General features: G+C 42.4%; 28 protein-coding genes and 1 pseudogene. 13 read left to right on the forward strand and 16 right to left on the reverse strand.

Features of this window, described 5'->3' with window-relative positions:
- The first annotated feature begins 61 nt into the window (after positions 1-61).
- The 3 genes from DP114_RS01965 to folK all read left to right on the forward strand — a co-directional run bounded on the left by DP114_RS01965 (position 62) and on the right by folK (position 2,935).
- The gene (locus DP114_RS01965) at positions 62-700 is read left to right on the forward strand and encodes a GerMN domain-containing protein (protein WP_169265112.1); all 639 of its coding nucleotides are present in this window, start codon (positions 62-64) and stop codon (positions 698-700) included.
- A gap of 524 nt (positions 701-1,224) precedes the next feature.
- A complete protein-coding gene (locus DP114_RS01970; protein ID WP_171975311.1) occupies positions 1,225-2,277 on the forward strand; it encodes a D-alanine--D-alanine ligase family protein in 1,053 nt (350 codons plus the stop codon).
- A 169-nt stretch (positions 2,278-2,446) separates the two neighbouring features.
- A complete protein-coding gene (gene folK / locus DP114_RS01975; protein WP_171975312.1) occupies positions 2,447-2,935 on the forward strand; it encodes a 2-amino-4-hydroxy-6-hydroxymethyldihydropteridine diphosphokinase in 489 nt (162 codons plus the stop codon).
- Between the two features lie 188 nt (positions 2,936-3,123).
- Here the strand turns inward: folK and DP114_RS01980 are convergent, their stop codons facing one another.
- The 13 genes from DP114_RS01980 to DP114_RS02040 all read right to left on the reverse strand — a co-directional run bounded on the left by DP114_RS01980 (position 3,124) and on the right by DP114_RS02040 (position 14,831).
- Positions 3,124-3,786, reverse strand: coding sequence for an HAD family hydrolase (locus tag DP114_RS01980; protein WP_169265109.1), 663 nt, complete (start codon positions 3,784-3,786; stop codon positions 3,124-3,126).
- 293 nt (positions 3,787-4,079) lie between these two features.
- On the reverse strand, positions 4,080-5,240 hold the full coding sequence (locus tag DP114_RS01985) for a class I SAM-dependent methyltransferase (RefSeq protein WP_169265108.1): 1,161 nt from the start codon (positions 5,238-5,240) through the stop codon (positions 4,080-4,082).
- 186 nt (positions 5,241-5,426) lie between these two features.
- Complete coding sequence (locus DP114_RS01990; protein ID WP_169265107.1) at positions 5,427-6,320, reverse strand: dihydropteroate synthase; 894 nt, start codon at positions 6,318-6,320, stop codon at positions 5,427-5,429.
- 539 nt (positions 6,321-6,859) lie between these two features.
- Positions 6,860-6,982, reverse strand: a complete 123-nt coding sequence (locus DP114_RS36200) for a transposase (RefSeq protein WP_169265139.1) — start codon at positions 6,980-6,982, stop codon at positions 6,860-6,862.
- Between the two features lie 54 nt (positions 6,983-7,036).
- Positions 7,037-7,756: a bifunctional dihydropteridine reductase/dihydrofolate reductase TmpR gene (tmpR, locus tag DP114_RS02000; RefSeq protein WP_169265106.1), complete on the reverse strand. Its 720-nt coding sequence runs from the start codon at positions 7,754-7,756 to the stop codon at positions 7,037-7,039.
- A complete protein-coding gene (locus tag DP114_RS02005) occupies positions 7,750-8,199 on the reverse strand; it encodes an NUDIX domain-containing protein (RefSeq protein ID WP_169265105.1) in 450 nt (149 codons plus the stop codon). The genes tmpR and DP114_RS02005 overlap by 7 nt, the downstream gene beginning before the upstream one ends.
- Positions 8,200-8,523: 324 nt before the next feature.
- Positions 8,524-8,868, reverse strand: a complete 345-nt coding sequence (locus tag DP114_RS02010; protein ID WP_169265138.1) for an ArsR/SmtB family transcription factor — start codon at positions 8,866-8,868, stop codon at positions 8,524-8,526.
- A 64-nt stretch (positions 8,869-8,932) separates the two neighbouring features.
- Complete coding sequence (accB, locus tag DP114_RS02015) at positions 8,933-9,484, reverse strand: acetyl-CoA carboxylase biotin carboxyl carrier protein (protein ID WP_171975313.1); 552 nt, start codon at positions 9,482-9,484, stop codon at positions 8,933-8,935.
- Positions 9,485-9,616: 132 nt separating this feature from the next.
- Positions 9,617-10,174, reverse strand: a complete 558-nt coding sequence (efp, locus tag DP114_RS02020; RefSeq protein ID WP_169265103.1) for an elongation factor P — start codon at positions 10,172-10,174, stop codon at positions 9,617-9,619.
- 729 nt (positions 10,175-10,903) lie between these two features.
- Complete coding sequence (locus tag DP114_RS02025; protein ID WP_171975314.1) at positions 10,904-12,994, reverse strand: pentapeptide repeat-containing protein; 2,091 nt, start codon at positions 12,992-12,994, stop codon at positions 10,904-10,906.
- Between the two features lie 463 nt (positions 12,995-13,457).
- Positions 13,458-14,027: an REP-associated tyrosine transposase gene (locus tag DP114_RS02030; protein ID WP_171975315.1), complete on the reverse strand. Its 570-nt coding sequence runs from the start codon at positions 14,025-14,027 to the stop codon at positions 13,458-13,460.
- A 122-nt stretch (positions 14,028-14,149) separates the two neighbouring features.
- Positions 14,150-14,398 carry a type II toxin-antitoxin system Phd/YefM family antitoxin gene (locus DP114_RS02035; protein ID WP_169265100.1) on the reverse strand — a complete coding sequence of 83 codons (249 nt, stop codon included), beginning with the start codon at positions 14,396-14,398 and terminating at the stop codon, positions 14,150-14,152.
- 172 nt (positions 14,399-14,570) lie between these two features.
- Positions 14,571-14,831, reverse strand: a complete 261-nt coding sequence (locus DP114_RS02040) for a DUF4926 domain-containing protein (RefSeq protein ID WP_169265099.1) — start codon at positions 14,829-14,831, stop codon at positions 14,571-14,573.
- Positions 14,832-15,238: 407 nt separating this feature from the next.
- Between DP114_RS02040 and DP114_RS02045 the strand changes: the two genes are divergently transcribed.
- The 4 genes from DP114_RS02045 (at position 15,239) to DP114_RS02060 (ending at position 18,311) form a co-directional block, all read left to right on the forward strand.
- Positions 15,239-15,961 (forward strand): pyridoxine 5'-phosphate synthase, encoded by a 723-nt coding sequence (locus DP114_RS02045; protein ID WP_171975316.1) that lies wholly within the window; start codon positions 15,239-15,241, stop codon positions 15,959-15,961.
- Positions 15,962-16,076: 115 nt separating this feature from the next.
- The gene (locus DP114_RS02050; protein WP_169265097.1) at positions 16,077-16,772 is read left to right on the forward strand and encodes a nuclear transport factor 2 family protein; all 696 of its coding nucleotides are present in this window, start codon (positions 16,077-16,079) and stop codon (positions 16,770-16,772) included.
- Positions 16,773-16,859: 87 nt separating this feature from the next.
- A complete protein-coding gene (locus DP114_RS02055; protein WP_171975317.1) occupies positions 16,860-17,189 on the forward strand; it encodes an MgPME-cyclase complex family protein in 330 nt (109 codons plus the stop codon).
- Between the two features lie 390 nt (positions 17,190-17,579).
- The gene (locus DP114_RS02060) at positions 17,580-18,311 is read left to right on the forward strand and encodes a hypothetical protein (RefSeq protein WP_171975318.1); all 732 of its coding nucleotides are present in this window, start codon (positions 17,580-17,582) and stop codon (positions 18,309-18,311) included.
- Positions 18,312-18,345: 34 nt separating this feature from the next.
- On the opposite strand, the gene DP114_RS02065 is transcribed toward DP114_RS02060, so the two are convergent.
- From DP114_RS02065 to folD, 3 genes are all read right to left on the reverse strand, one after another.
- Complete coding sequence (locus DP114_RS02065) at positions 18,346-18,819, reverse strand: divergent PAP2 family protein (RefSeq protein WP_169264262.1); 474 nt, start codon at positions 18,817-18,819, stop codon at positions 18,346-18,348.
- A gap of 119 nt (positions 18,820-18,938) precedes the next feature.
- A complete protein-coding gene (gene crtE, locus DP114_RS02070; RefSeq protein WP_169264261.1) occupies positions 18,939-19,865 on the reverse strand; it encodes a geranylgeranyl diphosphate synthase CrtE in 927 nt (308 codons plus the stop codon).
- 113 nt (positions 19,866-19,978) lie between these two features.
- Positions 19,979-20,857: a bifunctional methylenetetrahydrofolate dehydrogenase/methenyltetrahydrofolate cyclohydrolase FolD gene (folD, locus tag DP114_RS02075; RefSeq protein WP_169264260.1), complete on the reverse strand. Its 879-nt coding sequence runs from the start codon at positions 20,855-20,857 to the stop codon at positions 19,979-19,981.
- A gap of 944 nt (positions 20,858-21,801) precedes the next feature.
- Here folD and DP114_RS02080 point away from each other — a divergent pair.
- From DP114_RS02080 to DP114_RS02105, 6 genes and pseudogenes are all read left to right on the forward strand, one after another.
- On the forward strand, positions 21,802-22,479 hold the full coding sequence (locus DP114_RS02080) for a potassium channel family protein (protein ID WP_169264259.1): 678 nt from the start codon (positions 21,802-21,804) through the stop codon (positions 22,477-22,479).
- 9 nt (positions 22,480-22,488) lie between these two features.
- Entirely contained in the window at positions 22,489-23,061 is a 573-nt protein-coding gene (locus DP114_RS02085; protein ID WP_171975319.1) for a DUF3124 domain-containing protein, read from the forward strand.
- Positions 23,062-23,086: 25 nt separating this feature from the next.
- A pseudogene (locus DP114_RS02090) lies at positions 23,087-23,212 on the forward strand (DNA starvation/stationary phase protection protein Dps); the annotation flags it as partial.
- 536 nt (positions 23,213-23,748) lie between these two features.
- Positions 23,749-24,465 (forward strand): pirin family protein, encoded by a 717-nt coding sequence (locus DP114_RS02095; protein ID WP_171975320.1) that lies wholly within the window; start codon positions 23,749-23,751, stop codon positions 24,463-24,465.
- A 147-nt stretch (positions 24,466-24,612) separates the two neighbouring features.
- Positions 24,613-25,353: an SDR family oxidoreductase gene (locus DP114_RS02100; RefSeq protein WP_171975321.1), complete on the forward strand. Its 741-nt coding sequence runs from the start codon at positions 24,613-24,615 to the stop codon at positions 25,351-25,353.
- A 467-nt stretch (positions 25,354-25,820) separates the two neighbouring features.
- A complete protein-coding gene (locus DP114_RS02105; RefSeq protein ID WP_169264255.1) occupies positions 25,821-26,048 on the forward strand; it encodes a Nif11-like leader peptide family natural product precursor in 228 nt (75 codons plus the stop codon).
- Positions 26,049-26,129: the final 81 nt, after the last annotated feature.

Consider the following 26,129-nt stretch of genomic DNA (forward strand, 5'->3'; position numbering starts at 1 on the left):
CGTCGTTAACCAGGCTTCTCCTCATACAAATACTATTTCAGCCTAAAGGTAGGTTTTCAATATGAAAGAACAGCAAGGATCTAACCGTTTATCTCCAGGTATTATTGCAGCTATAACAGCAGCGGTTATTGCAGTGGGTGGTGGTATAGCTTTTTTTGCCAGCAAACCCGATAATAATATTTCTAAGAATCCTCCTAATAATCCCCCTGTACAAATCCCTGTTCCAGCACTAAGTCAACCTCCAGCATCAACAAACCAGTTGACTGCTGAGCAAAAAGCTGAAGTTTTTTGGCTGCAAGATACAGGTAGTGGGTTTAAGTTGGTTCCCCAAACAGTTCAAGTCAAAGCTCTTGGGAAGTCGCCTAACGATGTTTTAGAAGGAGCTTTCCAACAGTTATTAGCTGGACCAACAGAAAGTAGCGAAACTACCACAATTCCACAAGGAACAAAGCTACTAGGTGTTAAGGCAGCAAGTGATGGTGTCCATGTCAATTTATCAGAAGAATTTGAAAGTGGAGGTGGAAGTTCTTCAATGATGGGTCGTGTGGGACAAGTTGTCTACACCGCTACGGCTGTAGATAAGAATGCCAAAGTCTACATTGAAGTAAACGGCAAACCTTTAGAAACTTTAGGCGGCGAAGGTCTGGAGTTAGAACAGCCATTGACACGTGAAAGCTTTAATAAAAATTATTCACTTTAGGTCAGGTAAATGGTTTCATCCCTCGGTTTCAACTGGGGGATGAATTTTTTTAGAATTCTTCAACAGATTACTATAACTTATAACGGGTGAGCAGTTCCTATCCGGAGCATAAGGGGTAAAGGCAAAGGGGGAAAGAATTATCAAAAAACCTTTCCCCTTTCCCATAAGAGTGGCAATTGTTACTTTTGCAATGTTGTTTATAGTTTTTTCTATTCACTCAGTATATAAACGGACTTTTGGGGTAATAAATACCATCTTACTGGAGTTTAGACACCTGAAATATTTACTGCTTAGGGCTTGTTGTCAAAATTATCAGAAGAACAGAGGCGTCAGTCGCCAGAAGTCAGAATGAATTCTGTGCGACGCAAGGGAGGAGTATGGGCGGCACGTTTTGGGTTGTTGCTTCTTACCCAAAAGCTGCCTTGTCTAAATCCAAGGGCGGAAGTGATTCTAACTCCTGAATCAGGACTTGCTGAATTCTTTTTTTAATATATCCTGTATAACAGTGCCTAAGAAGATGAATCATGTCAGTACTTCGTATCCTTCATGTAGCAGGGTCTCCATCTAGTGATTTTTACCGTGAATTGTCACGCAATTACGCCCATAGCTGTCTGGTAGCTACGGCAAATCCATCGCGCTACGAATTTTTAATTGCATACATCACACCTGATGGCCTGTGGCGATTTCCTTCCTCTCTGAGTCTTGAAGATATTGCTGTCGCCAAACCGCTTTCTCTGTTAGAAGCTATAGAGTTTATAACAGCGCAAAACATTGACGTTATGTTGCCACAAATGTTTTGTCTGCCTGGAATGATTGAGTACCGCGCACTATTTGACTTGCTTAAGATCCCTTACATAGGGAATACTCCGGATCTGATGGCATTAACAGCTCACAAAGCCAAAACCAAAGCAATTGTCGCAGCAGCTGGGGTCAAAGTTCCTTCTGGAGAAGTGCTCCGCAAAGGAGACGTTCCCACAATTACACCTCCAGTAGTCATCAAACCCGCAAATGCCGACAACTCTTTAGGGGTGTCCTTAGTCAAAGAAGTTGCTGACTATGATGCTGCCCTGAAGAAAGCATTTGAATTTGCTTCGGAGGTGATCGTAGAGACATTCATTGAAGCCGGTCGAGAAGTCAGATGCGGTGCCATTGTCAAAGATGGGGAACTCATCGGTTTACCCATGGAAGAGTATCAGATAGACCCCGAAGTCAGACCCATCCGCAGCTATACTGACAAATTCAAGATACCCATCGAGGGCGACTTGGCTTCAACTGCTAAGAACTATGTCCCTGGTTGGATTGTAGATGTTAATGACCCGATCACCCAAAAGGTTCAGCAAGAAGTTAAGAAGTGTCATTTGGCTTTGGGCTGTCGCCATTATAGTTTATTTGACTTCCGAATCGACCCACAGGGACAACCTTGGTTCTTAGAAGCTGGGTTGTTTTGTATTTTTGACCACAACGCGGTGGTTGCCTGTACGGCGAACAAAGTGGGAATTCCTTTAGATGAGTTATTCGCAATAATGATCAATCAAGCGTTGGGCAAGAATATGATCTTCGACAAATTATCCATTTGAAGAAACACAGGGGTATAAGGCGAAGTAGCAAGCATTTTAGAGTTGGGAATCCAAACACGCCTAAAAATCAGGAAAGTCTGTGTGAATAAGGGTTTGGCTGTTTGATAAGCAAAACTAGTCTAAACTCTAAAAATAAGTGCTATCGTCTTAAACTTTTGAAAAACTTGCAATGACACAGCATTCTGTTAGTGCGATCGCTCTCGGGAGTAACCTTGGTAATTCCCAAGCCATCTTAGAAGCTGCCCTAGAAGAACTGGAGCACACTCCAGATATTACGGTCAAATCACATTCCAGTTGGTATAGAACAAAACCAATTGGACCATCACAACCAGATTATCTCAATGGCTGCGCCCTATTAGAGGTGCAGTTAAGTCCCCAGAAATTGTTAGAGACTATGCTGGGAATTGAACAAGAGTTTGGTAGAGTACGTCAAGAACGTTGGGGACCAAGAACCCTAGATTTGGATGTACTTCTGTTTGATGAGTTAATTCTAGAAACACCTGATCTGCAAATCCCTCATCCACGGATGACAGAAAGAGCTTTTGTTTTGGTACCATTAGCAGAAATTGCTCCTGATTGGATAGAACCCGTCTCAGGGATGCCGATCTCCCAACTCGTTCAAAAAGTTGATTGTTCTGGAGTGAGTTTGGTCAGTTAAGCCAACAAATACATTTCCTGCTTAGCAGAACTAGGGATCATGTCGTAAGTCCTGTTCCAAACTGCGTGCTGCAATTGCACTGTGAGCTACCGCAGTTGCAAGACAAGGATCTCTGGGATTTGCGACGTCTCCTGCAGCGTAAACGTGCGAAATGGATGTACGAAGAAATCGATGTATCCTTTGTATTCTTAATACATTAATGGAATCGCATCAGCCAAACTAGATAAAACCAGGAGGGCTTTTTCCTTCACGTCCTCGTCTGGTAATGCTTGATTAGGAACCATAATAGCCATACATCCAGCAGCGATCGCAGATCTGATACCGTTATTTGAATCTTCAAATACTACTATATTCTTTGGCTGACGGTTCATACAACGACTTGCTAAGGTGTAAATTTCAGGATCGGGTTTTCCTCGTTGGATCTGATCGGCGGTACAAATCACATCGAAGGCTTGTAAATAACGGGTTTGACTCAGATGCATTTCTACGTGTTTCCAAGTTGAACTAGTTGCCAAACCTATAGAAACCCCTTGTTTTTCTAAATAAGAGAACAATGTTTCAAATCCATCTCTAAACTTCACGCCTTTTTTGTTTAGCGTTTCCTGATATTGCTGTTGTAAAACTTTATTGAAAATTTCGACGGAAAACTCTTCTCCAAAAGTTTTACTCAATATTTTATCGCATTCAGCATGAGGAATTCCTAAGAGTTGAGCATAACATTCATCACTGATAAAATAACCTAATTCGTGAGCTGCATATTGATATGCATACTTGTACCACGAGCCATTATCAAGTATTAAGTCATCCATATCAAAGATGACAGCATCAAAATATCGATCCAGTATATTCATAATTTTTCACAGAAAAATAACTCTGTTGAATTTAAAGATTGTCACAGTTTTTGACACCTGGGTTCCTCCGAAAATGCAAAGAAAGTCCATGCAAGTTTTTAAAACTAAGTCTTGCACACATTCAGTCAACGTAACAATCAAATATTTACATCGTTACTGATAGTTAAGAGTAAAAAAAGACAAAACTACTAAAAAAGGCAATATAGGACTCCTATTTGATTTTTGGTCAACTAGATATACCTTTTTCCTTCTTGACTGTTCCCTTAACCTCAGATGAAAAAGCCCACTTCAGATTAGTCTTCTCCATTCACATAAAGTATGGCAATCAAGGTATGACCTACTCCCAAACCGGGCTGTGTATTTGATTCCAAGCGACACAAATACTTAGCCAAAGTTGGTTCAACAATATTGGCACGAAAATGGAGGTCAGAGTTACTTTCTTGAAGCCGTGATAATTCTTGTTTCAATCCTGCCACTGGTTCTGGCAATGAAATCTGATGTATAACATTAAGATGTTCTCCAAGATGTTCCCCACAAAATTCCGCCGCTTCGAGAACCAACTGATTCCACATTTGAGAAAACTTATTGAAGAACTGGTTCACAGGAGATGGTGCTATAGGCAATTCACACCGAAAGAGCAATTCTTGAAAGTCTGTTATTTCCTCAGATTTGTACAAAGAGTTGATCACTTCCCGATAGGGGGGGATAGCAGGATTATATTCTCGGGTTGATGTATGACGTCCGACCATCATTGATCGATCAAAAAACTCAAGACTAGAAATGTTACAATTTGCCTGTTGGGCAGCTTCATGGATCATTTGCTTTAGTTCTGGACTGTAGTAGCAGGTCATCATCATGGATTCTTGCTCTTGCCCTTCTGCTAAAAAGCTCATTCGATAAGCCCAACGGCTTTGATCCCACTGTGATACCCATTCTATGGAGTATCGTCCTAAAACATCAACAACTACTAGAGATTGGGTTTTATTTTTTTTAATAGCCTTAAATATATTTTCTAATGTATGTCGGCTTTCTTCTTTAGTGAGATGGGAATAGGGAACTCCGCAAGATAAATAAATTTCTGTTGGTTGGTCTGGAATGTTCAACCTAAAATCAGTTTCTAGAAAATTGACATTGGGAGTGTCTGCCCACTTTTCTTTGGCTACTTTAACCATTTCCAAGCTGTTATCCAAACCTAAATAGTAGAGATCTCTACCGTCGAGTCCGATATCATCTAAAGCATTCTGAACCAAAACCAATCCTCCACCTATTCCAGATCCAAAATCCATAATCCGTAATGATTTAGGAGAGTATGTCTGTTGTAGTTTTTGGATAGCCTGACCTATCACGGTGCGTGAGAATGGTTCCTCCCATTCGCTTTTGACGCTATCTTTCCTTTTGGGAGATAAGTAGTGGTTAACTGCACTCTTATATCGATCTTGATTTCCAATCGCCATAAAATTTGACAGATTCGCTGCTTAGGGAGATTCCTAATAACTTACCATCAAATATGAAAAGATTATAATCTTGACAGTCAAATCTTTGATCAAACCAATCTCAAAGTTTGTTAAACGATTGACATTAACAAGCAATGAATGATTTCTTGCTGGTTCCTCTACGGTTATTTCTGATTTTCTAAGACTTTAAAATAAACTGAGAGTATCTAAAACTCCTTTCACTTTAGGAACTTCATGAGTTCTTAGTAGATCGCTTTTTCCCAATATTGCTAGAACTGCCGTAAAAGCCTGAGAACTTCTGAATTCTTCTCCAAAACATTCCAGCGCAGTAGGAACTATATTGCAAACTGGGAACCCCAACTTTCTCAGCCTAAAAGAATTTAATAAGGTTTTGATCTGATATCGAGTTCGCAGCGACTTGTGTTGGTAGTAGAAATTTTGATATCCAAAACCCATTCCTGGATCAATAAATATTTTTCTTACACCTAGTTTAGTAGCTGTTTCTATCTCGTTGGCAAAATAATCATATACTAAATCTATTGGGTCTTCAGTAAACGTAAACTCACCAACCTCTCTAGCATTTTTTCCCTGAAGATAACAGATAATAATTCCTGCGTCGAACTCAGAAACCGCTCGATAAATGTCTTGACTGTTCTCACCTCCAGTTAAGTTGATGACATTTGCCCCTGCCCGTAAACATTCTCTAGCTACTTCCGGATAATAGGTTTCAATTGAAGTCAAGACACCTTCTTGATCAAAAGTTTTCAGAACAGGTAGAAGTTGACTTTTTTGTTGAAAATCTTCAACTCTTGCTGCTGTTGCGCCTGTAGACTCAGTACCAATGTCGATAATATCAGCACCTTGCTTTGTTAAGACTACTCCACGACGGATCGCTTGTTCAGGACTGTAACAAATGCTATTCTTATACCAAGAATCAGTGGAAAGATTAACGACTCCTAAAATTGCTTGTCTAGAATTAAAATTCAAGTGCTTGTTTCCAATTGTAAATTCTTCAACTTTGGCATTGAATGAATCTTGATGCTTTGCATAAATATTGTAAATATCTTCGAGAGTAAGCATTTTTTAAGTTTAGTTAGTGAAGGATAAGAATTCTAAGTTTTTGAGTACTTTTAGTACCTGTGATGCCAAACTAGTTGTTGAAAAACAATAGCAACCCTCCAAAGATTTTTGTGAATCATCAACTAGAGATGCTTAACAGGTGAGACCAGCCCCCGTCTTGGTGAGTCCACTTGCCGTCTTGGTGAACCAGCAGTGCGGGAGGGTTTCCCTCCGCAGGTGACTGGTGAACCCCGTAGGGGCGGTTCCCGTCACTAAAGCGAGTGCGTCTGGTGCAGGAGATTGGCAAAGTGGCGAACCCGTTAGCGTCCCTTGCGCGTGTCCCCTTGGGACTCAGCGTGCCCGCAGGGCATAGGGCGGTCTCCGTCACGAAAGCGAGTGCGTCTTTGTAGGAGATTCGGAGACTGGCGTAAGGCGTGCGCTCTGCGCACACCCGAAGGGAAACACGCAACACAGAAGAAGGAACAAAGGTGTACGAAGCTCCGTAAAAATCACAGAAAACTTCTATAAGTTAATACAATGGAGTTATGAGTTTAGAACATTCAATAGTTTCTAAACCCATAAACAGACCATTTAACCAGCTTCAACTTATTTTTAAGACTTTTTACTACAGCATTCGTGGTTATCTTGCCAAAATAGGCAAAGATTTCGCACCATCGAACTATTAATCTTCTTACTGTCTAAAAAGTATTAAATTGCACAAACTAACTCATTTTCTACTACAATTTCCAACCCCCCGATACCTCCAAAATTTGTCCTGTAATGTAATCTGCCTCGGGACTAATAAAAAAACAAACTGCATTACTCATTTCTTCTAAGGTTGCCGGTCGTTTTGTCGGTAGCTTGGGAGTAGTTTCTTCCAAACCAATGGAATTTTCTACGACTCCTGGGGACACCACATTAGCAGTAATATTGTCTGTAATTAGCTCCTGAGCTAAAGATTTGGTATAGATGATTATACCAGTTTTAGCGATGATATAACCTGTATCTTTCTGCCGCGCGACCAGATTCTGGGCACTAGCACAAGCGAAATTAACGATGCGTCCCCAATTAGCTGCCTTGAGATGGGGAAGTGCGGCTTGAGTGATGTAAAAAGTGGCATTAAGATTGGAGTCAAGAACTTCCTGCCACTCTTCTACTGATGTTTCGCTAGTTAGTTTGTAGAGGAAATTGCCCACATTATTAACAACAACTGACAAGCCACCAAGTTCTTTGGCTGCATTTTCTACCAAGGACTTAGCTTGATCAGGATTGGTAACATCTGCTTGGAGGGCGATCGCTTTAACTCCATAAGTCGCTGCTTCCTCACTAGCTTTGCTGGCTGCTTCTGCACTACGGTTATAGTGAAATGCGATATCAAATCCTTGACTTGCTAGCTTGAGGGCGATCGCCCGTCCAATTCCTCCCGACGATCCGGTTACGAGCGCTTTTTTTAGCATTGTTCTTGAACTTTATTGTGATATAACTTGTCGATTTGCTTTTGCAGATAATCCAAAATCAATACATGGGTGTACGTATTAAGAGGATACTCTGTTGCCCTTTGGGGAGTCACCCATGCCCATTCCTCAATTTCTTCGTTGGGTGTGATGGTTTCGCCCTTCGAGAACGCGTAGTAGTTCACCATAATGAAATGGGCTTCCCGCACAAATTGTGAATCTAGAACTGCTTCTTGTAGTAACCCAAAGCGTACGTCAGTCAACTCTAAACCGACTTCTTCTCGAAACTCTCTTTTAACTGCAGCTTCTAGCGTTTCGCCCCATTCCACTTTACCTCCCGGTACACCCCATGTGCCTCGCCACTTGGTCGTTTTGACTATTAAGACTTGTCCATGAGAATTCACAGCAAGTGCCCCTACAGTCGTTAAAGGGAAATGCTTCTCCACAGATATCTGTCCGATTGGGTTTGATTTTGCATTACTTTGCCTTAACCATCTAGAATAACATCTCTAAGTTAAGCATTGACACAAAGGTGATTATGTGGGCACAATCTCACTTTCTGTTTTAAGTGTTCCAAATATAAAGTAAATACTAAGACATCAGTCTATTCGCTTTGTTTAGTACTTTGCAGCAAACTAAGTTCAGTTTAATACTGAATAAGCGCGGACTCGCTCGTGGAGTTATCTTGTGTTGTGTGTTCTGCATTTTGTTAGCGTAGCGGGCCGTCCGAGAGTGCGCCCCCTAAGGGGCTAGCCCGTTTTTCTCAAGAATTACTTGGTATTTAAGAACCGAAAATTACGGGCTTGCTGTTCTAACCTGGAGGCGAGTCGATCGCAAACCCTGTTACACAATTCAAAAATCATTTCATCTTCAACTCGGTAATAGGCACAGGTTCCTTCACTGCGACGACTAAGGATTCCCGCTTGCCACATGACCTTCAAGTGTTTTGATACATTAGCCTGAGAAGTCTGTGTTGCCTCTACCAATTCTTGCACGCATTTTTCTTCATCTCGCAGCAAATGCAACAGCCGTAGGCGCATAGGTTCACTCAAGAGGCTGAAGTATTCAGCCACTTGTTGCACGACTTCTGGCGGTACAGGCAACGCTTGTTTCATCAGGGCAGACCCGTAAGGACTCATTAAAAATTTAACAACTAGGCATCGATATATAGATTAATACTTAATCTGGGTTAATTCGCATCAAAGGTTGACCATATTCTACTGGTTCACCGTTTTGTACGAGAATTTCTATGACTTGTCCGGATACTTCGGCTTCAATTTCATTCATCAGTTTCATGGCTTCTATGATACATACTGCTTGACCGCTCCGAATGCGATCGCCCACTTGCACAAATGGTGCTTCGCCTGGACTCGGCGCACGATAAAACGTCCCCACCATTGGGGAAGGGATTTCCACAAACTTCTGTTCTATAACAGAGGAACCAATCGGTGGTGAGTGTACGCCAGAAGTATTACTGTCAGTGGGGCGGTTTGGCGGGGTTACCGTCACTGTCGGAGGCGACATTACTAACGGAATAGGCGGTGGAACTGGTGTGTTCGGTGTACCAACCGCCCCTAACGCCCCTTGAGGTGCTGCTGACAACATTGGAGGAACGCTTACAGCCTTACGAACTGTGAGTTCAAAATCGTCACTTTTGAGCGTGACTTCTGCAATGTCCGTTTGTGCGATGGTTGTCAACAGTTGGCGGATTTCATTAAAGTCCAATGGCACAGCTTTCCTTACCTCATGCAATTAGATCGTACAGAGACTTTATCTTTTGAAATGAATTTGTATAGTTAGGCAGGGATGGAAATCCCTGTCATAGATGAAAATCGGGATTTGCATCTAGAGGTGAGAAGAAAGTTACTCCCTGCCAAGGTATTTATCGTCACGGGTGTCTATACGGATGCGTTCTCCTTGAGAAATAAACAAAGGAACCATCACCATTGCTCCCGTTTCCAAAGTTGCAGGCTTAGAACCACCAGTAGCAGTGTCACCCTTAACACCTGGATCTGTTTGCACAATTTCCAATACTACGGAGTTAGGCAGTTCCACTTCCAGGACTTGGTCGCCCCAGCGAACAACATTGGCTTCCATACCTTCTTTGAGGTATTTTACGCGATCGCCAATCTGTGAGGCGCTCAATCTGCCTTCTTCATATGTTTCCATATCCATAAAGACGTATTCGTCACCTTCTTTATAGGTATGTTGCATTGTGCTTTTTTCCAGGTTAGCTTGGGGAACTGTTTCACCTGCGCGGAAAGTTTTTTCCACCACGCTTCCACTTTGAACATTTTTCAATTTCGTCCGCACAAAAGCAGAACCTTTTCCTGGCTTAACGTGGAGGAATTCCACCACACGCCATACGGACCCATCTAATACTATCGAAACACCGGGTCGAAAATCGTTGCTGGAGATCATGAAACTTTTAAAATTTTGGGAGACAATCGGGATTTATTTTAACCTCCAATAGGAGTGATTAGTTATTTCTTTGATCATTAGTTATTAGTACTTAGTCAAAAACCAACAGTTATCCTTCCTCCCCGACTTTCCCGGCGAACTTCACTTTTTTAGTATGCCAGCAACATGATATTAGCTGCTGCGGCTGAAAAAGACAGCAGCAATGATAATTAACCCTAAAAGCGCCAAAGGTACCCAGAGATTGGGAAAATCAGACAAACTCATAAAATAAAAAAACAAAAATCAAAAATTGTTTTTCGTCAAAAAGACGACAACTTTTTTTTAATGGATTAAATTCTAGTTGTCCAGCTGTCTAAATTTTCGATCATCCTGCGTTGAAGTGAACAATTCTCTTATCTCAATAAATTGTTCACTGGAGCTTGACTAATAAACGAGTATGTGCATATGCATTAGGAAACGAACAATGGTGTTGTTCGTAGGGCTGAGGGGAAGTGCGATCGTCCGTATATGCCCGAAGGGTTTGCCTCAGATACTCATTCACTAATTCAATAATCCGGATATCGGGAAAGTTAGGAGTGAAATTAGCTTCTACTTTCGTATGGTGTAAGCAACTGATACGCGCGTTGCATTCATACGTATTACCTCACCCCGCCCTACGGGCACCCCTCTCCTTATAAAGGAGAGGGGATGGAGGTTTGTGAACACAATTTCGTATGAAAAGCTTTATACTCAGCCTAAACCCAGAAACTTTGAAATCAGTGGCAAAAGTTTACTACACGCCTCAACTAATGTTGCTGCACTCGGTAAGCCAGCAACCGTGCCTTTTAAAATTTTCATAGCTGTTTTCGCTCCCTTTTGCATCGCCCCTTCTTGAGGATTTTTTCCAGCTTCTGCTAAAGCTTTCACTTGTTCTAATGCCTCAGCTTTATCTTCTTGGCTTAAGTCTGTCTCAGCCTCAATTGCTTCTTGCAATTGCGTCAACAATTCCTTAATTCCTGGTTTTTCTGATTCCGGAGACTCTGGTAATTGGTTGATGGTATTTGTTACCACACCGCTAATATCAATTTCACCGAAATTCAAAGCTTGTCCGCTGGCATTAAAATCTCCGCCAACACTGCCAATTTCGATTTTGCGGCTGCCATCATTACTGTTAGTCATATTTTTATTCTCTAGTTTATTGTCAACTTGAACATTAACAGGCTTACTCGCTAATAAGCTAATAATCTCTTTCATGTCTCCACTTTGTTGGCGATAGATGACTATCTGCTCATCTTTAGCTTGTAATTGTGCTTTATATTTTTCTTCTACAGCTTGAAGTGCTAGTTGATAATTTTGTGTAAAATCACTATGAATCTTTTCTTTATCGGCATCAAGAGGCACGTTAACCTTAACGACGACAACGCCATCACCTTTGTTTTCAATACTCTGGATAGCGAGTTCCGTGTCTGCATTTTCCACTTGCACTTTTTTGAAAGCCGCAGCAAAAGCTTTCCAGTTTATGCCGTCGCGGAAAATTAAATCAACGGTAGTTAAAACTTCTTCAAACAGCTTGGTAAATTCTCCTGGTTGAAATTCGCCACTACTCGGACGGCGTTCGCGATCATCGGTTTCAGGTTTGGGTTTTTCTAGAAGATAGATAAAGCGACAATCGACATTATCTAACTTGGTTGTACTTTCAATATTCCACGCTTTCACACAAGCACCAGTCATGTGAGCGCTGGTAAAATCAGTGCCAACAGCTTGAGTGAGAGTCAAGTTTGTCGACTCTAAACAAGCTCCTTGAAAGGTAGCTTCACTAATATCAGCGTCTTTGAGATTAGCGTCTTTCAAGTCAGCGCTGATGAGATTTGCACCTTTAAGGTCAGCACCAACATAGGATTTTCCTCGACCATTGCCAGTGACGAGCAAATAGAGAACATCTCGGTTAGTTAATATGGTGTCGCCGACTCTGGCAAAGTCAAGTTTTTTTGCCTTATAAAAACGAGTCCGTGTCAGGTTAGCTTTTCGTAAATCTGTGTTTTTCAGAGTTGCACCAGTAAAATCAGCATCGGTTAAATCAGCATTACGAAAACTGGTTCCACCTGTAGCAGCAAAGGCGATGGCAAATAAGCGAACCCAGGTATATTTTTTATCTCCAGCTAGACTACGCCAGCCAATGTAAGCGCTAAACAGTACGAAGGCAACGGCAACGGTGATAGCGATGGCGAAAGGAAGGGCGGCAAAGGCGATAGCTAGGGTGACGACGATGACTCCAGCGATCACTCCAGCGAAGGTTCCGGCGATGGCAACAGCGAAGGTGATGACGAAGGCGATGGCAAAGTTAATTGCAAAGGCTCCAGCAAAGACGAGGGCAAAAACTCCAGTGAAGGCAATGGCTTTAATGGAGACGAAAGCAATGTAAAGAGCAAAGGCTGCGATGACAGTAAAAACGGCGGCAGCGGCAGAGGTTCCTAAACTTACTGTTAAACCCTTGCGAATAGTGACAGTAAAAAAGACTGGAAGCGCAATTAGGCAGATTACACTAGCGATGATGTAATCAAGGGTGGTAGTGTCAAAAAAAAATACTGCAAATGGTACAAATCTACCAGTAATGATTGACAAAAACCCTGATAATCCTGACAGCAGCCATGAGATTATGAGCAATCCAATTACCTGATGTCTCTGTAACCCAGCCTTAGCACCTCGGAAGTTAGCATCTTTGAGAATAGCGTTGCTAAAATTTGCTCCTCTAATATCTGCTTTGCTAAAGTTTGCTCCAGTCAGATTTTGACCTTTAAAGGAGCGCCCTCGGAGATTTTGACCGGAGTAGTCTGGCGGCATAACTGGGTCATGAAGGGTTTTTGTTTTAGAATTTATACAATGTGACTGTGCAATTTTCCGGATTTTGGAAAAATTTCGTCAAACAGTATAGATTGCATAATTCTCAATAAGCCCGTAGGGTGGGCAAAACACACCACAAAAAAGCTAGTTGCAACTCCCGGATTTAATTTTTGCCCACCTTAATAAATGCGATCTGCCGAAGGCAGCAGCGTTTGCGCAGCGCCAAAGCTCGCCGGGGGGATACTCCCCCCGGCGAGCTTTGCCCCTTAGGGGCTAGCTATCGCCTGTAAGGTGGGCATTACTCTATTCTTGATAGATTTCAATATTTTGGGCAATGCCCACCCTACCTCTTTGTCTAGGAATATCTCGCGCTTGCTAAAAGTGCGATCGCCCGTAGGGTGGGCATTGCTTACGAAATCTTGCAATATGTTCTAAAAGATTAAGAGCAATGCCCACCTTACTCTTATTCACCAAATACCATCTCAGCGAAATTTGGAACTTGGGGCTTTTTACCACAACAGCTACAAGCCCAATCAGCTTGATATCCGCCTTTTTTTACCCATCTGTGAAAACTGGAATACTCCCATAAGTGGGGACAGGATACTAACCCATGTTTAACTGGATTGTAATGGATGTAATCCAAATGCCTTGCTAGATCTATTTCATCACGAATAGTGTGTTCCCAGAACCGACGTTGCCAGACATTACTTTCTCGGTGTTTGCGTCGCGAAGCTGAAACATTTTGAGGTAATGACTTTTTACCCCGTAGCAATCTTGTAAACAGAACTTTTAACCGGGAGACTCGTTGCGAGTAATCTAAATCATCAGATGGTAACGTCCACAGGAAATGAATATGGTTGGGTAAAATGACTCCTGCAGTAATTTCAAAGGGTTTTTCAGTCCGTGTCTTGGCGACAGCAGTCCGCAAGCGAGAGATGTTTTCTGGCTCGGAAAATAGAGGTGTGCGGTAGTAAGTCACCAGAGTTAGGAAAACAGTTCCACCTGGGACATAGGAGCGACGATATTGGGACATATTGGGTAATATTAATAATTTTCGTGGGCATTGCCCTATCAGATTATTGTTATAAAGTATACTTTTTGAAGGGCAATGCCCACCCTACCTCTGTGCTCGTTTGGTAAAGCGTAATTCCCACACTACCAATCAAGCTCCTGTTTGGTCACACATTCCTCAAGAGGAGTACGCATTCCTTCAAGGAGATCCTCTCGCATTCCAGGTACTTGCAGTATGTACAACGTTTCTTGAATTGCGTTCCAGTCCTCAAGAGCAACAAGTACCGCTTGATTTTGATTACCAGTAATTATGACTGGTGTGTGAGATTGTGCACTTTCATTGATGACAGCATCAAGGTGCTGTTGTGCATCGTTAACATGAATCACATCCATAATTGGAACCAATTGCTTTACTTAAAAAGCTATTAAAAATAACCTAGACTCTAAGTTAACAAAATTAAGTTCGTAGAGTAGGCAGTGCCCACAAAATATTGAAAAATATTCTAAAAATATAAGAGCAATGCTTTCTTGGAGAGTAAGAATTGTTTGCCAAAATTAAAGAAAGTCAAGCAACAGTAAGTTCATATTGCAAAAGTAAAAGCTCATCTGCTTTCAAAGTAGCCATTGCATATTCACGCCCTTGGGTGTCAGCAAATTCCACTAAATAATGATATTCTTCTGCTTCTTCATACACTTCTACAATCGTTCCGACTTGTCCACTTGGTAAACTTTTGATAGAAGTGTAATCCGGTTCTACCAAACTTAATCGCTCAATTGAAACTGGGTTGAGTAGGGCGACAGTATCCAAAAGTTTAAATTTTTTCATCGATTTTTAGAAATGCAGAAATTAAACGTGGATTCGGTTTTTTCGAGGTCATTTCTCAGATGGTACGCAGTCGAACCCCAGTGGTAATTTCATTGTCTGTTGAAATGCCCTAAGACAGAAAAGCCTAATACAAGAAAGATATTATCAGGCGCTCGCTCTAGTATTCCGTTTCTATCACCTCAGAACTCAAAACCTTAACCTCATAATTCGGACGAGGTGAGTGCAAAATGAAAACAGGCGATCTGCGCGGAGCGCAGCAGCGTTTGCGCAGCGCCAAAGTCTGCCGGGGGGATACTCCCCCCGGCGAGCTTTGCCCCTTAGGGGCTAGCTATCGCCCCACTCACCTTCCAACCTCTATTCCCTGGTAAAATCAAAACCTGAGGACTGTGTATAGGGAGATAATCAAGTTGCCTACACTTGGTGTAAACATTGACCACATCGCCACGATTCGCCAAGCGCGGCGGACGGTGGAACCAGATCCTGTGGCGGCGGCGGTACTAGCAGAATTAGCTGGTGCAGATGGTATTACGGCGCATTTACGGGAAGATAGGCGACATATTCAAGAACGGGATGTGCGTCTGTTACGACAAACAGTGAGAACGCATCTGAATTTGGAGATGGCGGCGACAGATGAAATGGTTGGTATTGCCCTGGATATCAAACCCGATTACGTTACTTTAGTACCCGAAAAGCGAGAAGAAGTCACCACAGAAGGCGGACTAGATATTGCTGGTCAGATTGATAGAATAGGACAGGTAGTTGATAAATTGCAAAGCGCTGGTATTCCTGTCAGTCTATTTATTGACGCTGAATTAGCACAAATAGAAGCATCTGTCAAGGTGCAAGCAAAGTTTATTGAGCTACACACTGGGCAATATGCTGAGGCTAAGGATGAAACTAGCCGCGAGCAGGAATTAGCCTTGCTATCCAAAGGGTGTGAGCAAGCAATAAATGCAGGGCTACGAGTGAATGCTGGACATGGACTCACTTACTGGAACGTCTATTCTCTCGCTAATTTGCCAGGGATGGAAGAACTAAATATTGGGCACACGATTGTTAGCCGCGCCGCACTTGTTGGTATGGAAAGAGCAGTCCGTGAGATGAAATTAGCAATGCGGGGTCAACTATAACAACAATCAGCAAGCAACTAACAGTATAATATAACGATTTTGGGGTTCGACTGCGTAAATCCAAAAAGTCTTTGGTATGTTCAAGACAGAGATTATTTTCTGACCATAATTTATTATGAGCGCAACACAGTCGAACGATACTCCAGTTTGGGTACAAGATAGAGACACAGTGATCGCACATAGTCCTGACGCCCAGTGGCGCTATCAAACCCCTCCAGATTACTCTCGCTCAAAAGAAAATCTTGCGAAACAAAGTACATACAACTACGCCGAAGGTTCACTAGAGGCAATTGTCCAAAACTTAGTCAGAACTTTTGAAATGGAAGCATCGTTCAAAACCAATCCACAGCAGTGGTTGTCGGTTGTGAACGAACAGTTTCGTATGAGTAGTAATGGTGGTCCTGCTTATACAGCGTCAGATGTGGTCAAGGCTGGCACTTATAATTTATTTATTGGTGATACAGAAGAATACAAGGCTTCTGAGGAAGACTTTGAATCATCAGCCAACCTTTTCCATACAGCATTTCCCCAAGGATTTCTGTGGGAAGTGCTTGAGGTTTATTCGGGTCCACCAAATGTTACATTTAAATGGCGACACTGGGGAACTTTTAATGGTTCATACAAGGACTATACACCAACAGGAGAGACAGTAGAGGTCATCGGTATAAGCTTGGCGCGTGTTACTGATGATTTGAAAGTTCTTTCTATTGAACACTACTTCGACAACAGTCTGTTTCTCAAAAAGCTAACAAACGGTCAAAAACAAACAACTGGCGAACAGCAGGAAGGTGGTTGTCCGTTCCATTCCTAAATCAGGTACTCTATATTTTAGTTATTGTGTAGGACACAGCGCAATCCTCTGTGTCCTACACAATAACTAGATTAACAAAGGATGAAAATGCAAACATATTATTACATTTTGGCGAGTCAACGGTTTCTCCTGGAACAAGAACCGATGGAGGAAGTTCTCAAGGAACGCACTCGTCACTACCACGAACAAGAAAAAGAAATTGATTTTTGGGTGGTTAAGCAACCAGCTTTTCTGGAAGCATCCCAAATGTCACAAGCGAAGGCAAAATGCCCCCAGCCAGCAGTAGCGATTATCTCCACGAATCCCCAATTTATTACCTGGCTGAAACTTCGATTAGAATATGTCCTGACAGGCGAATTTCAAGCTCCTTCACCAGAAATTCCTGATGCTTTGGCATCTCTGGCTGCCGTATCTTAATGTATGATAATTAGTCATTAGTGAGACCAGTGCTGCGGGAGGGGAGCCACTGCGTTGGAGAGCCCGCGCTGCAGGAGGGTCTCCCTCCGTAGGCGTCTGGCGTCCGGGTTTCCCGGCTTGTTCGCATGATTGCGTCTCCCCTTGGGAGATAGCATGTGGCGTTTTCCCGACAGCCAGGCATCTGGCGAACCCGAAGGGTCATTAGTTATTGGACTATAAACTACTGACTAATAGCTACTATAGGATTCCTATTTGATTTTTGAACGGAACTCAGTAAAGTTTATCTTCTCAGTTAAGCGTTAAGCGTTCCCTACCTCAACTAGTAACTTCGTAAACCAAACCGGATTCCTATAAATACATTAATTTTTATCAAAAAACTAAGAAAAGTTTATGTATAAGAGTGTTGTTCAGAAATTTCAGATATCAAATACTTTAGTGAGTAGTTTCTTGCTAGCTATTGTTGGGTTAAGTGCTAGCATCAATTCTGCTTCTGCTCAACAACAAAATATTCCTGTCTGTCAACCTCCCAATTTGGGTGAGTATCTTTTGTTAGTCAGTAGTCCCACTACAGAGAATCAGAAGCAGTTACGTCAAGCTTTACCGTCTAACACTAAGATAAGCACTTGTAGATATATCAAAAATACAGTCACACGAATTGGTGGGTTTAACAAGATAGATGATGCTAATAGTTGGGCGAGGTATATCAAGAATATAGTCGGGTTATCTGCTTTTGTCTCTACTCGACCGTCATCAGAAGTGGCACAGAAACCCTCTACGGTGGCACAGAAACCGCCCACCGCAACACAAAAACCGCCCACCGCAACACAAAAACCACCTACTCAGACAGTAAGCAGCTATAAACCCGAACGTTTGGGAGAGGGTTTGGCTGTATTAGTAGATTACTATAACCGTCCTGAAATGGCGAACAAAGTACGGGAAGTCGTTAAGGGAGACGTAGGTTTTGTTTCCTACGGAGAACGTCCTTATTTGCTGGCGGTTTACACGACGAATCAAAAAGAAGCATACAGCACACTGCAAAAGTTGAGCGAACGAGGTTTTTTTGCCGTAGTTGTAGATAGTCGCAAAGTTATGCTACTGCGCTCATCTGTGCGTTTGCAGTAGCTTGGAGCAAAATACAGTCAGGTTTTTTGGTTGATTATGGACTGACAACCAACACGCCGGTTGATTTAGCCAACCACGAGATAGTTATACCCAACGCCGAACCAACAATCACCTGGACAGGTGTATGTCCCAGTAATTCTTTGAGGCGATCGCCATCAAACTCTGGGTGTTCGTGAAACAATTCATCAATCATCTGATTAAGGATACGGGCTTGCTTTCCAGCAGCTTGACGAACTCCTGCGGCGTCATACATGACGATAATCGCAAAAACCATTGCCAGTGCAAATTCCGCAGAACCCCAACCAAGAGTTTGCCCGACTCCAGTTGCAAGAGCTGTTACTAGTGCAGAATGTGCACTAGGCATTCCTCCAGTTGTGACTAAAACTCTAACATTTAGCTTACGATTCTTGAGTAGTTCGATGACAAGCTTTAATGCTTGAGCCATCAAACAAGCTCCTAAAGCAACCCACAACACTCGGTTTTCTAATATGTCGCCTATATCCTGCATGCTATTTTGATCAGATGAAAAGTTATGAGTTGTGAATGATGAATTATGAACAGAGATATGAATTCTGAATGACATATTATATAATGCCCTGCTTATATCATTCATCATTCATGATTTATTTAATTTTTACGACTCGTGATAAAGTGTGCTAATTCCTTTAATGGCAAAGCTTTATCTCCAAAAGATTCTAATTCTGCACAAGCTTCCTCTACAAGCTGCTGAGCTTTTTGTTTTGATTCTTCGAGTCCCCAAAGACTAGGATACGTCACTTTTTGAGCCTGTAGGTCTTTACCAGCAGTTTTGCCCAATTGCTCGTCGGTTTGAGTGATATCTAGAATGTCATCAATAATTTGAAAAGCAAGCCCAATATTTTCGGAATAGTGAGACAGCCGCTGCACTTCTGTTGATGATGCTCCTGCTATTATCCCACCACAGACAACACAAGCTTCTAAAAGAGCACCTGTTTTGTGCCGATGAATGAAATTCAACGTTTCTACCGAGATATCTGTCTTTCCTTCTGACTCTAAATCAAGCACTTGACCACCAACCAAGCCTGTAGCTCCCGTCGCATGACCCAAACGAGCAATAACCTGTACAACTCGCTCTAGTGGTACATTATGAGTCTGAGTGACTACATACTCAAATGCGTAGGCTAACAACCCGTCCCCAGCTAAAATCGCAATGTCATCACCATAAACTTTGTGATTTGTCAACTTACCGCGACGGTAATCATCATTATCCATTGCTGGCAAGTCGTCGTGAATGAGCGACATTGTGTGGATCATCTCCACAGCACAAGCGGTAGCCATTGCCATATCAATGGTACCACCCATCATCTCACAGGCCGCAAGGCAAAGAATAGGGCGCAAACGTTTACCTCCAGCCATGAGCGAGTAGCGCATTGCTTCGTAAATCTTTTCTGGATAACGGATGGAAATAGATTTATCCAAAGCAGCTTCACAAAGGTTTTGTCGCTCTTTGAGATAAGCTCGTAAGTCAAATTTGGCTTGCTGTGGAGTTTTTTGAATGTTATCAGCTGTTACCATTCTTAAATTCCTTAGTGTTGTGTTATATACGTAACAATTTTACGGGAAAGAGTCATCCATCATTCGTTATTCGTCATTTGTTACGTTTTTAACAAATGACAAATGACATATTCCTAACTATGGGAGCGTTGGCTATAGCTATTCACCGTATTTTGTAGCAACATAGCTACAGTCATCGGACCAACACCACCGGGAACTGGTGTGATAAATTCCGCAACACCAGCAATTGACTCAAAGTGGACATCACCAACCAGACGACTTTCACCGCTTGAGTGTGTCACACGATTTATGCCTACATCTACCACAACAGCACCCGGTTTCACCATCTCAGCAGTAATGAGTCCTGGACGACCTGCTGCTGCAATTAGAATATCAGCATTTGTGGTGATGGACTGCAAAGAGTGCGATCGCGAATGAGCCACAGTCACAGTCGCATCAGCCTCTAGCAGCATCAAAGCCAGTGGTTTGCCTACCAAAATACTGCGTCCTACCACTACCGCATGCTTTCCGCTCAAAGGAATACCATATTCCTGCAACAGCCGCATAACTCCCGCTGGAGTGCAGCTACGTAAACCAGGTTCTCCTCGCACCAGTCGCCCTAAGTTAATTGGGTGCAGTCCATCAGCGTCTTTGTCTGGCGCGATTTGATGCAAAAGCGTTACAGCATCCAAGTGGTTAGGTAAAGGTAATTGCACGAGAATACCATCGACTCTTTGATCATGATTGAGTTCTGCAATCACTTGTTCTAGTTCTGCTTGAGTCGTTTGTGTGGGAAAATGCTTGCCAAAAGAGTCAATACCCACTTTCTGGCAAGCTCGTTCTTTGCCCCGTACGTAAGCTGCTGAGGCTGGGTTATCACCCACCATCAGCACTGCTAAACCTGGCGGGCGTCCTATTTTGGGTTGCAATTGTGTAATCGCAGCACAAAGTTCTTGCTGAATTTTGTTAGCTAAAGCTTTACCATCAAGGAGTTTGGCCGTTTTTGTTTCCATGATAATTCAAGAGAAGTACGCAACGCGCCAAAGCGCGTTGCTATTTCATGATGATCTCGCAAAAGTGTGGAAACCGTGCGTCTTTAGACGACGGAGGAAACATGACGCGGCGTTATTTTTAGCCGTTTAAATATCTATGGAACCATTACCGCCTTGGGGTTACTTGAATCGGTGTACTTTTGCGATGTACTTTCAATGGGGCAGTTACCATTTCAATTCGTTCGCCCTTTCGGGTTCGCCAGAACAAGCGTGAGGGAAACCAGGACTATGGCACAAAGTGCCACGCTGCTTTGAACAGTACTGGACTCACCTCTACGCATAACGGTTTTGCTCCGTAGAGCCTTCCCTTTGGACTACGCTCAAGGCAAGCCTTGCGGGAGTAAAGTTAGCCTAAACAATGTTATTGGTCGGTACCCTTACGGGTTGGCACTTCCTTCTCCCAAAGGGAGACGCCAAAGGCGAACAACGGGGGGAACCCCCAAGGCCGGAGTGCCTCAGTTTATCAAGAACACTGGCTTAACCCTCTAAACCTGTTTAATCTTTGATTTCTAGAGCTACAGACTGGCTTGCTTAACGGCACGCTGCGCGAACGTATCCGTAGGTAGGAACTTAAACACTTGCCCAATAACGTAGTACACAAGGTACTGAGTCGGGTCAACTAATCCTAAGACTGGAGGCTAGAAGCCCCTAGCCTTTAGGCAGGGGTGTTGACGCTTTCCTTGCAAGCAGCAAAACCACATTCATTATCTTCTCAGATTGGTTGTCTAAGAAGACTTTAGAAACCAGAATTAGTGAATGTTGCTTGTAGAAATTAAGCGCTGTACAAATTAACTATCATATGCATCACGAAATTTGGTTCTTTTCAGTGTTAACCATACCAAACTCTTTCACCTGCACAGTAGCTTGTAAAGTAAAGTAGAAGGCAAAAGTATCAAGAAGCAGTTATGTACGTGCTAATTGGTGGAGCAGGTTTGGTAGGGTTGACTTTGGCACATAAATTGGTAGAACTAGGGCATACCGTAGCTGTGATTGACTTTGATCCTAATGCTTGTCGCTATGCGCGCGAACAAGTAGGGGCAATGGCTTTTGAAGGCAGTGCTGTCAGTACAGAAGTGCTGTTAGAAGCTGGAATTCGTAAAGCCGACACTTTGGCAGCTGTCTTACGAAATGATGCCTTGAATTTGGCGATGGTAACTCTCGCCAAGCATTACCGTGTTCCCCACATTCTAACTCGGATGCGCCATTCCGATTTTGCAGAACCTTTTCGATTGGCAGGAGCTAATCATATCATCAGTACCATTGACTTAGCGGTTTCAACAATGGTAAATGCCATTGAGTATCCGCAAGTTGAATCAATCATGCATTTTGAGCAGGGGCAGATTGAGGTGCTCAAACTTTTGATTCCAAATAATTGCTATGTTGCTGGTCGTACAGTTGCCGAAGTTGCTCAAGATTCCCGGTTTCCTAATGGTTCTCTAATTATTGGCTATCAACCCCATCCCCACGAAGATTTGATGATTCCTAACGGCAGTACAGTACTCGAACCTGATTCAACTGTGCTGATTGTGACTAAACCAGGGTCGTTACATCAAGTCATTGATTTTATTGAAGGTTGTAAATGATTTTTTCTAATGAAGCTATACCCAGTTTTTTATTTAGCGATCGCTCTTATTTTACTGACATCCTGCACATCACCACAGAATCCATCGCAGTCACAAGCTGATATGAGTCAGGGAAATCAATCTCAAAAGGTGGTAACTTTAGATAAAAATTTCAAGGCAGTGATGGGTGAAACTATTTATGTCCCTATCTACTCCCACATCTATCATGGCGATAATAAAAGAGTTTTCGATTTAGCAGCGACTCTGAGTATTCGTAATACTGATTTGACCAAGCCGATCATCATTACTTCTGTGCGCTACTATGACTCGAATGGCAAACAACTTAAACAGTATTTAGAGCGCCCAATTCAACTTGACGCCCTAGCTTCTACGGATTTTGTTGTAGATAGAACTGACACTAGTGGAGGTGTTGGGGCTAACTTTATTGTCGAGTGGGTAGCCCAAACAAAAGTTTTTCAGCCCGTGGTTGAAGCAGTTATGATTGGTACTGATTTTCAGCAAGGTATTTCTTGGATTAGTCCTGGCAAGGTTATTAAAAGTCAAAGTAATTCTAAGCAATCATCTTCTGTACAGGGTTCTTGAAAGTGATCCACGAGCTGCACAAACCATGAGCGACAAAAAGCTATCAACACGTCTATATCCAACCCGCATTGACATTCCTGCTGAGGCGCGCAAGCAAATTGTTGGAATTCTCAACCAAACTTTAGCAGCGAGTTTGGATCTCAAAACCCAAGTTAATACCAATTCTCTATGAAGTTGCACTTAATAAAGCACAAATGATGTAATCCCATCCGCAAATCGATGCGATTGCTTCAGGAGATATAGAATCAAGAACCTGTTTTAGGTTCCGCCTTAATTCATCTAAATTAGTGCAATGTTCTTAAGACAATTCGTATAGGATTCCTCTGCAGATTTTTACGAAGCTAGGTACAGTTTATGTTCCCTATTCTCTGTTAAGCGTTCCCTACCTCAACCAGTTCGTTCATAAACCAAATCGGATTCCTATAGTTGAGTGAAAAAATAATTTAGCAGTATCTTTTTGGTAAGTACGGCACTTTTAAGTGCGTACTTTTCATTTTATATGTACATATTTTAAGATTGAAATAGTTGAAAACTAGATGCAACAAAGTAACTTTCAATAAAAATCATTCTTACCACTAAAAGACACTTTGTTCTTGCTGGCTATTGGAACCATGATTTTTAACTGGTAGCCAACAAAGATGGTTGATGTTTTTACTGCAATAAACTATCAAAATGGAGATAAAACTTATGGCTCCCAACACCAAAACTCACCTCATTCATGATAGAAATGCACGCGGTCAAACCAAAATAGGTTGGCTCGATAGTTACCACACATTTTCCTTTGGTAATTTTTACGATCCAAATCGTATGGGATTTCGTTCTCTACGAGTTATTAACGATGACCGCGTTGTTCCCGGTACTGGTTTCCCAACTCATGGACACCGCGATATGGAAATCCTCACCTATGTTCTAGAAGGAGCAGTAGAACATAAAGATAGCTTAGGGAATGGTTCAGTCATACGTCCAGGTGAAGCGCAAATCATGAGCGCTGGTACTGGTATTATGCACAGCGAAAACAATCCTTCTGAAACTGAGCCAGTCCACCTTCTGCAAATTTGGATTCTTCCTGACAAACAAGGACTGCAACCCAGGTATGATCAAAAAACGTTTCCCATTGAAGAAAAACGTGGAAAACTACGTTTAATTGGTGCTAAAGATGGACGTGATGGTGCTATCATCATCAATCAAGATGTTGACCTATACACATCTATTTTGGAACCTGGTGACGTTATCAACTATCACCTGAAACCCAATCGTTATGCCTGGTTGCAAATAGCTCAAGGTATCGCCACTTTGAATGGAGAAGAACTCAGAGCAGGTGATGGCGTGCAAATGAGTGGCGAAGAACAACTCGAAATTAGCACCAACATCGGTGCAGAAATCTTGCTTTTCGATTTGGCGTAAGACATACCTGAAGAAATAAAAATTCTTCATCAGTAGTAGCTCATCCTCTATAATTCTCTAGGGATATATAAGCTCCCAATCTTGCTCCTAGGTTTAACCTAGGAGCAAGATTAATGTTTAGTAAAAGTTAAGTAAAGGAAAGAATTTATGGCACCTGTTTCAGAAAAAGTTGCAATCGTTACAGGATCATCACGAGGAATTGGACGTGCGATCGCACTCAAATTAGCTGGTAACGGTGCATCAGTTGTGGTGAACTATGCAGGTAATCCAAACAAAGCAGAGGAAGTTGTTGCAGAAATTGAAAATCTTGGAGTAAAAGCAATTGCACTTAAAGCCGATGTGAGCAAAGTGACTGATATCCAGCGACTTTTTGAGCAGACAATTGAACATTTTGGCAAAATCGATATTTTAGTCAACAACGCTGGTATTGCCTTGTATAAGCTACTTGTTGATGTAACAGAAGAAGACTTCGACAAGATTTTTGCCATTAATGTCAAAGGCACTTATTTTGCTTGTCAACAAGCTGCACAGCACATGGCAGACGGTGGACGCATTATCAATCTTTCTTCATCAACGACGGTTATGATGATGCCGACTTATAGTGCGTATGTGGGAACCAAAGGTGCTGTTGAACAAATCACAAGAATCGTGGCAAAAGAGTTGGGAGGACGAGGTATCACAGTTAATGTAATCTCTCCTGGTCCAACTAATACAGAACTGTTCACAGAAGGTAAAACAGAAGAACAAATAAATCGTATTTCTCAAATGGCAGCTTTAGGAGGGCTGGGACAAGTGCAAGACATCGCCGATGTAGTGGCGTTTGTTGCTAGCGATGAAGCGCGATGGATAACTGGGCAAAATATTCGTGTTAACGGCGGTGCAGCATAAGATAGCAGGCAAGAACAACATTAACAATTGTCTTGAGTAGCGCTTGTGAATCTGCCTGTGAGGGGAAGCTATGCGGCTTCAAAAGCCGCTAATCTATGAATGAGTCGTGGGATAAATGCTCAAAGGTTCCGGCGCAGGGGACTGTAGTCGTTGCCGTGATGCCAAGAACCGTTAACAATAACTTCAGTAAGGATTACGATAAACCGAAGACAAATCCGGCTGAAATTGGAACGGCGGCGTTACAGGCGGTACAGATCGCAAGTTGAGTTATGTATATCTCGGTAAGAAAACACAACATACAATTGCTTAACTGAACACGAACCGCAAGGCAAGAAAAAATCAAGTAGTTCAAATCCTACCTACTTTAGCGAAAAAATGATCGCGGCACTGGGACGATCTCACTGCCTCAAACCCTCCGGTTGAACATCCCAAACTCAAGAAACTGAATTTTAAGGAGATTGACAGTTATGTCTCAAGTAACTGATTTTTTAGCAGCTGCCAAAAAAGACGAAGCATTAAAAAAACAACTCAAAGCCGCAATGGATAATCACGGTTTTGTCAAAATTGCTCAAGACAAGGGTTATAACTTCACTGCCGAAGAATTGCAAACTGAACTCAATAGTATGTCTGAAGAAGAGGTGGCAGAAATCGTTAATCCCGGTATTGCCCCTCGTGAGCATCTTAAGCCGCAATAATGTTTAGTATGAATGGTGATTAAAACTATCAAAATCATGCAAATGCGTATAGTTGCAGCCAGACGGTAAATGCTAATTGGT

It is taken from the genome of Brasilonema sennae CENA114, assembly GCF_006968745.1.
In the GTDB taxonomy this organism is placed as follows: Bacteria; Cyanobacteriota; Cyanobacteriia; order Cyanobacteriales; family Nostocaceae; genus Brasilonema; species Brasilonema sennae.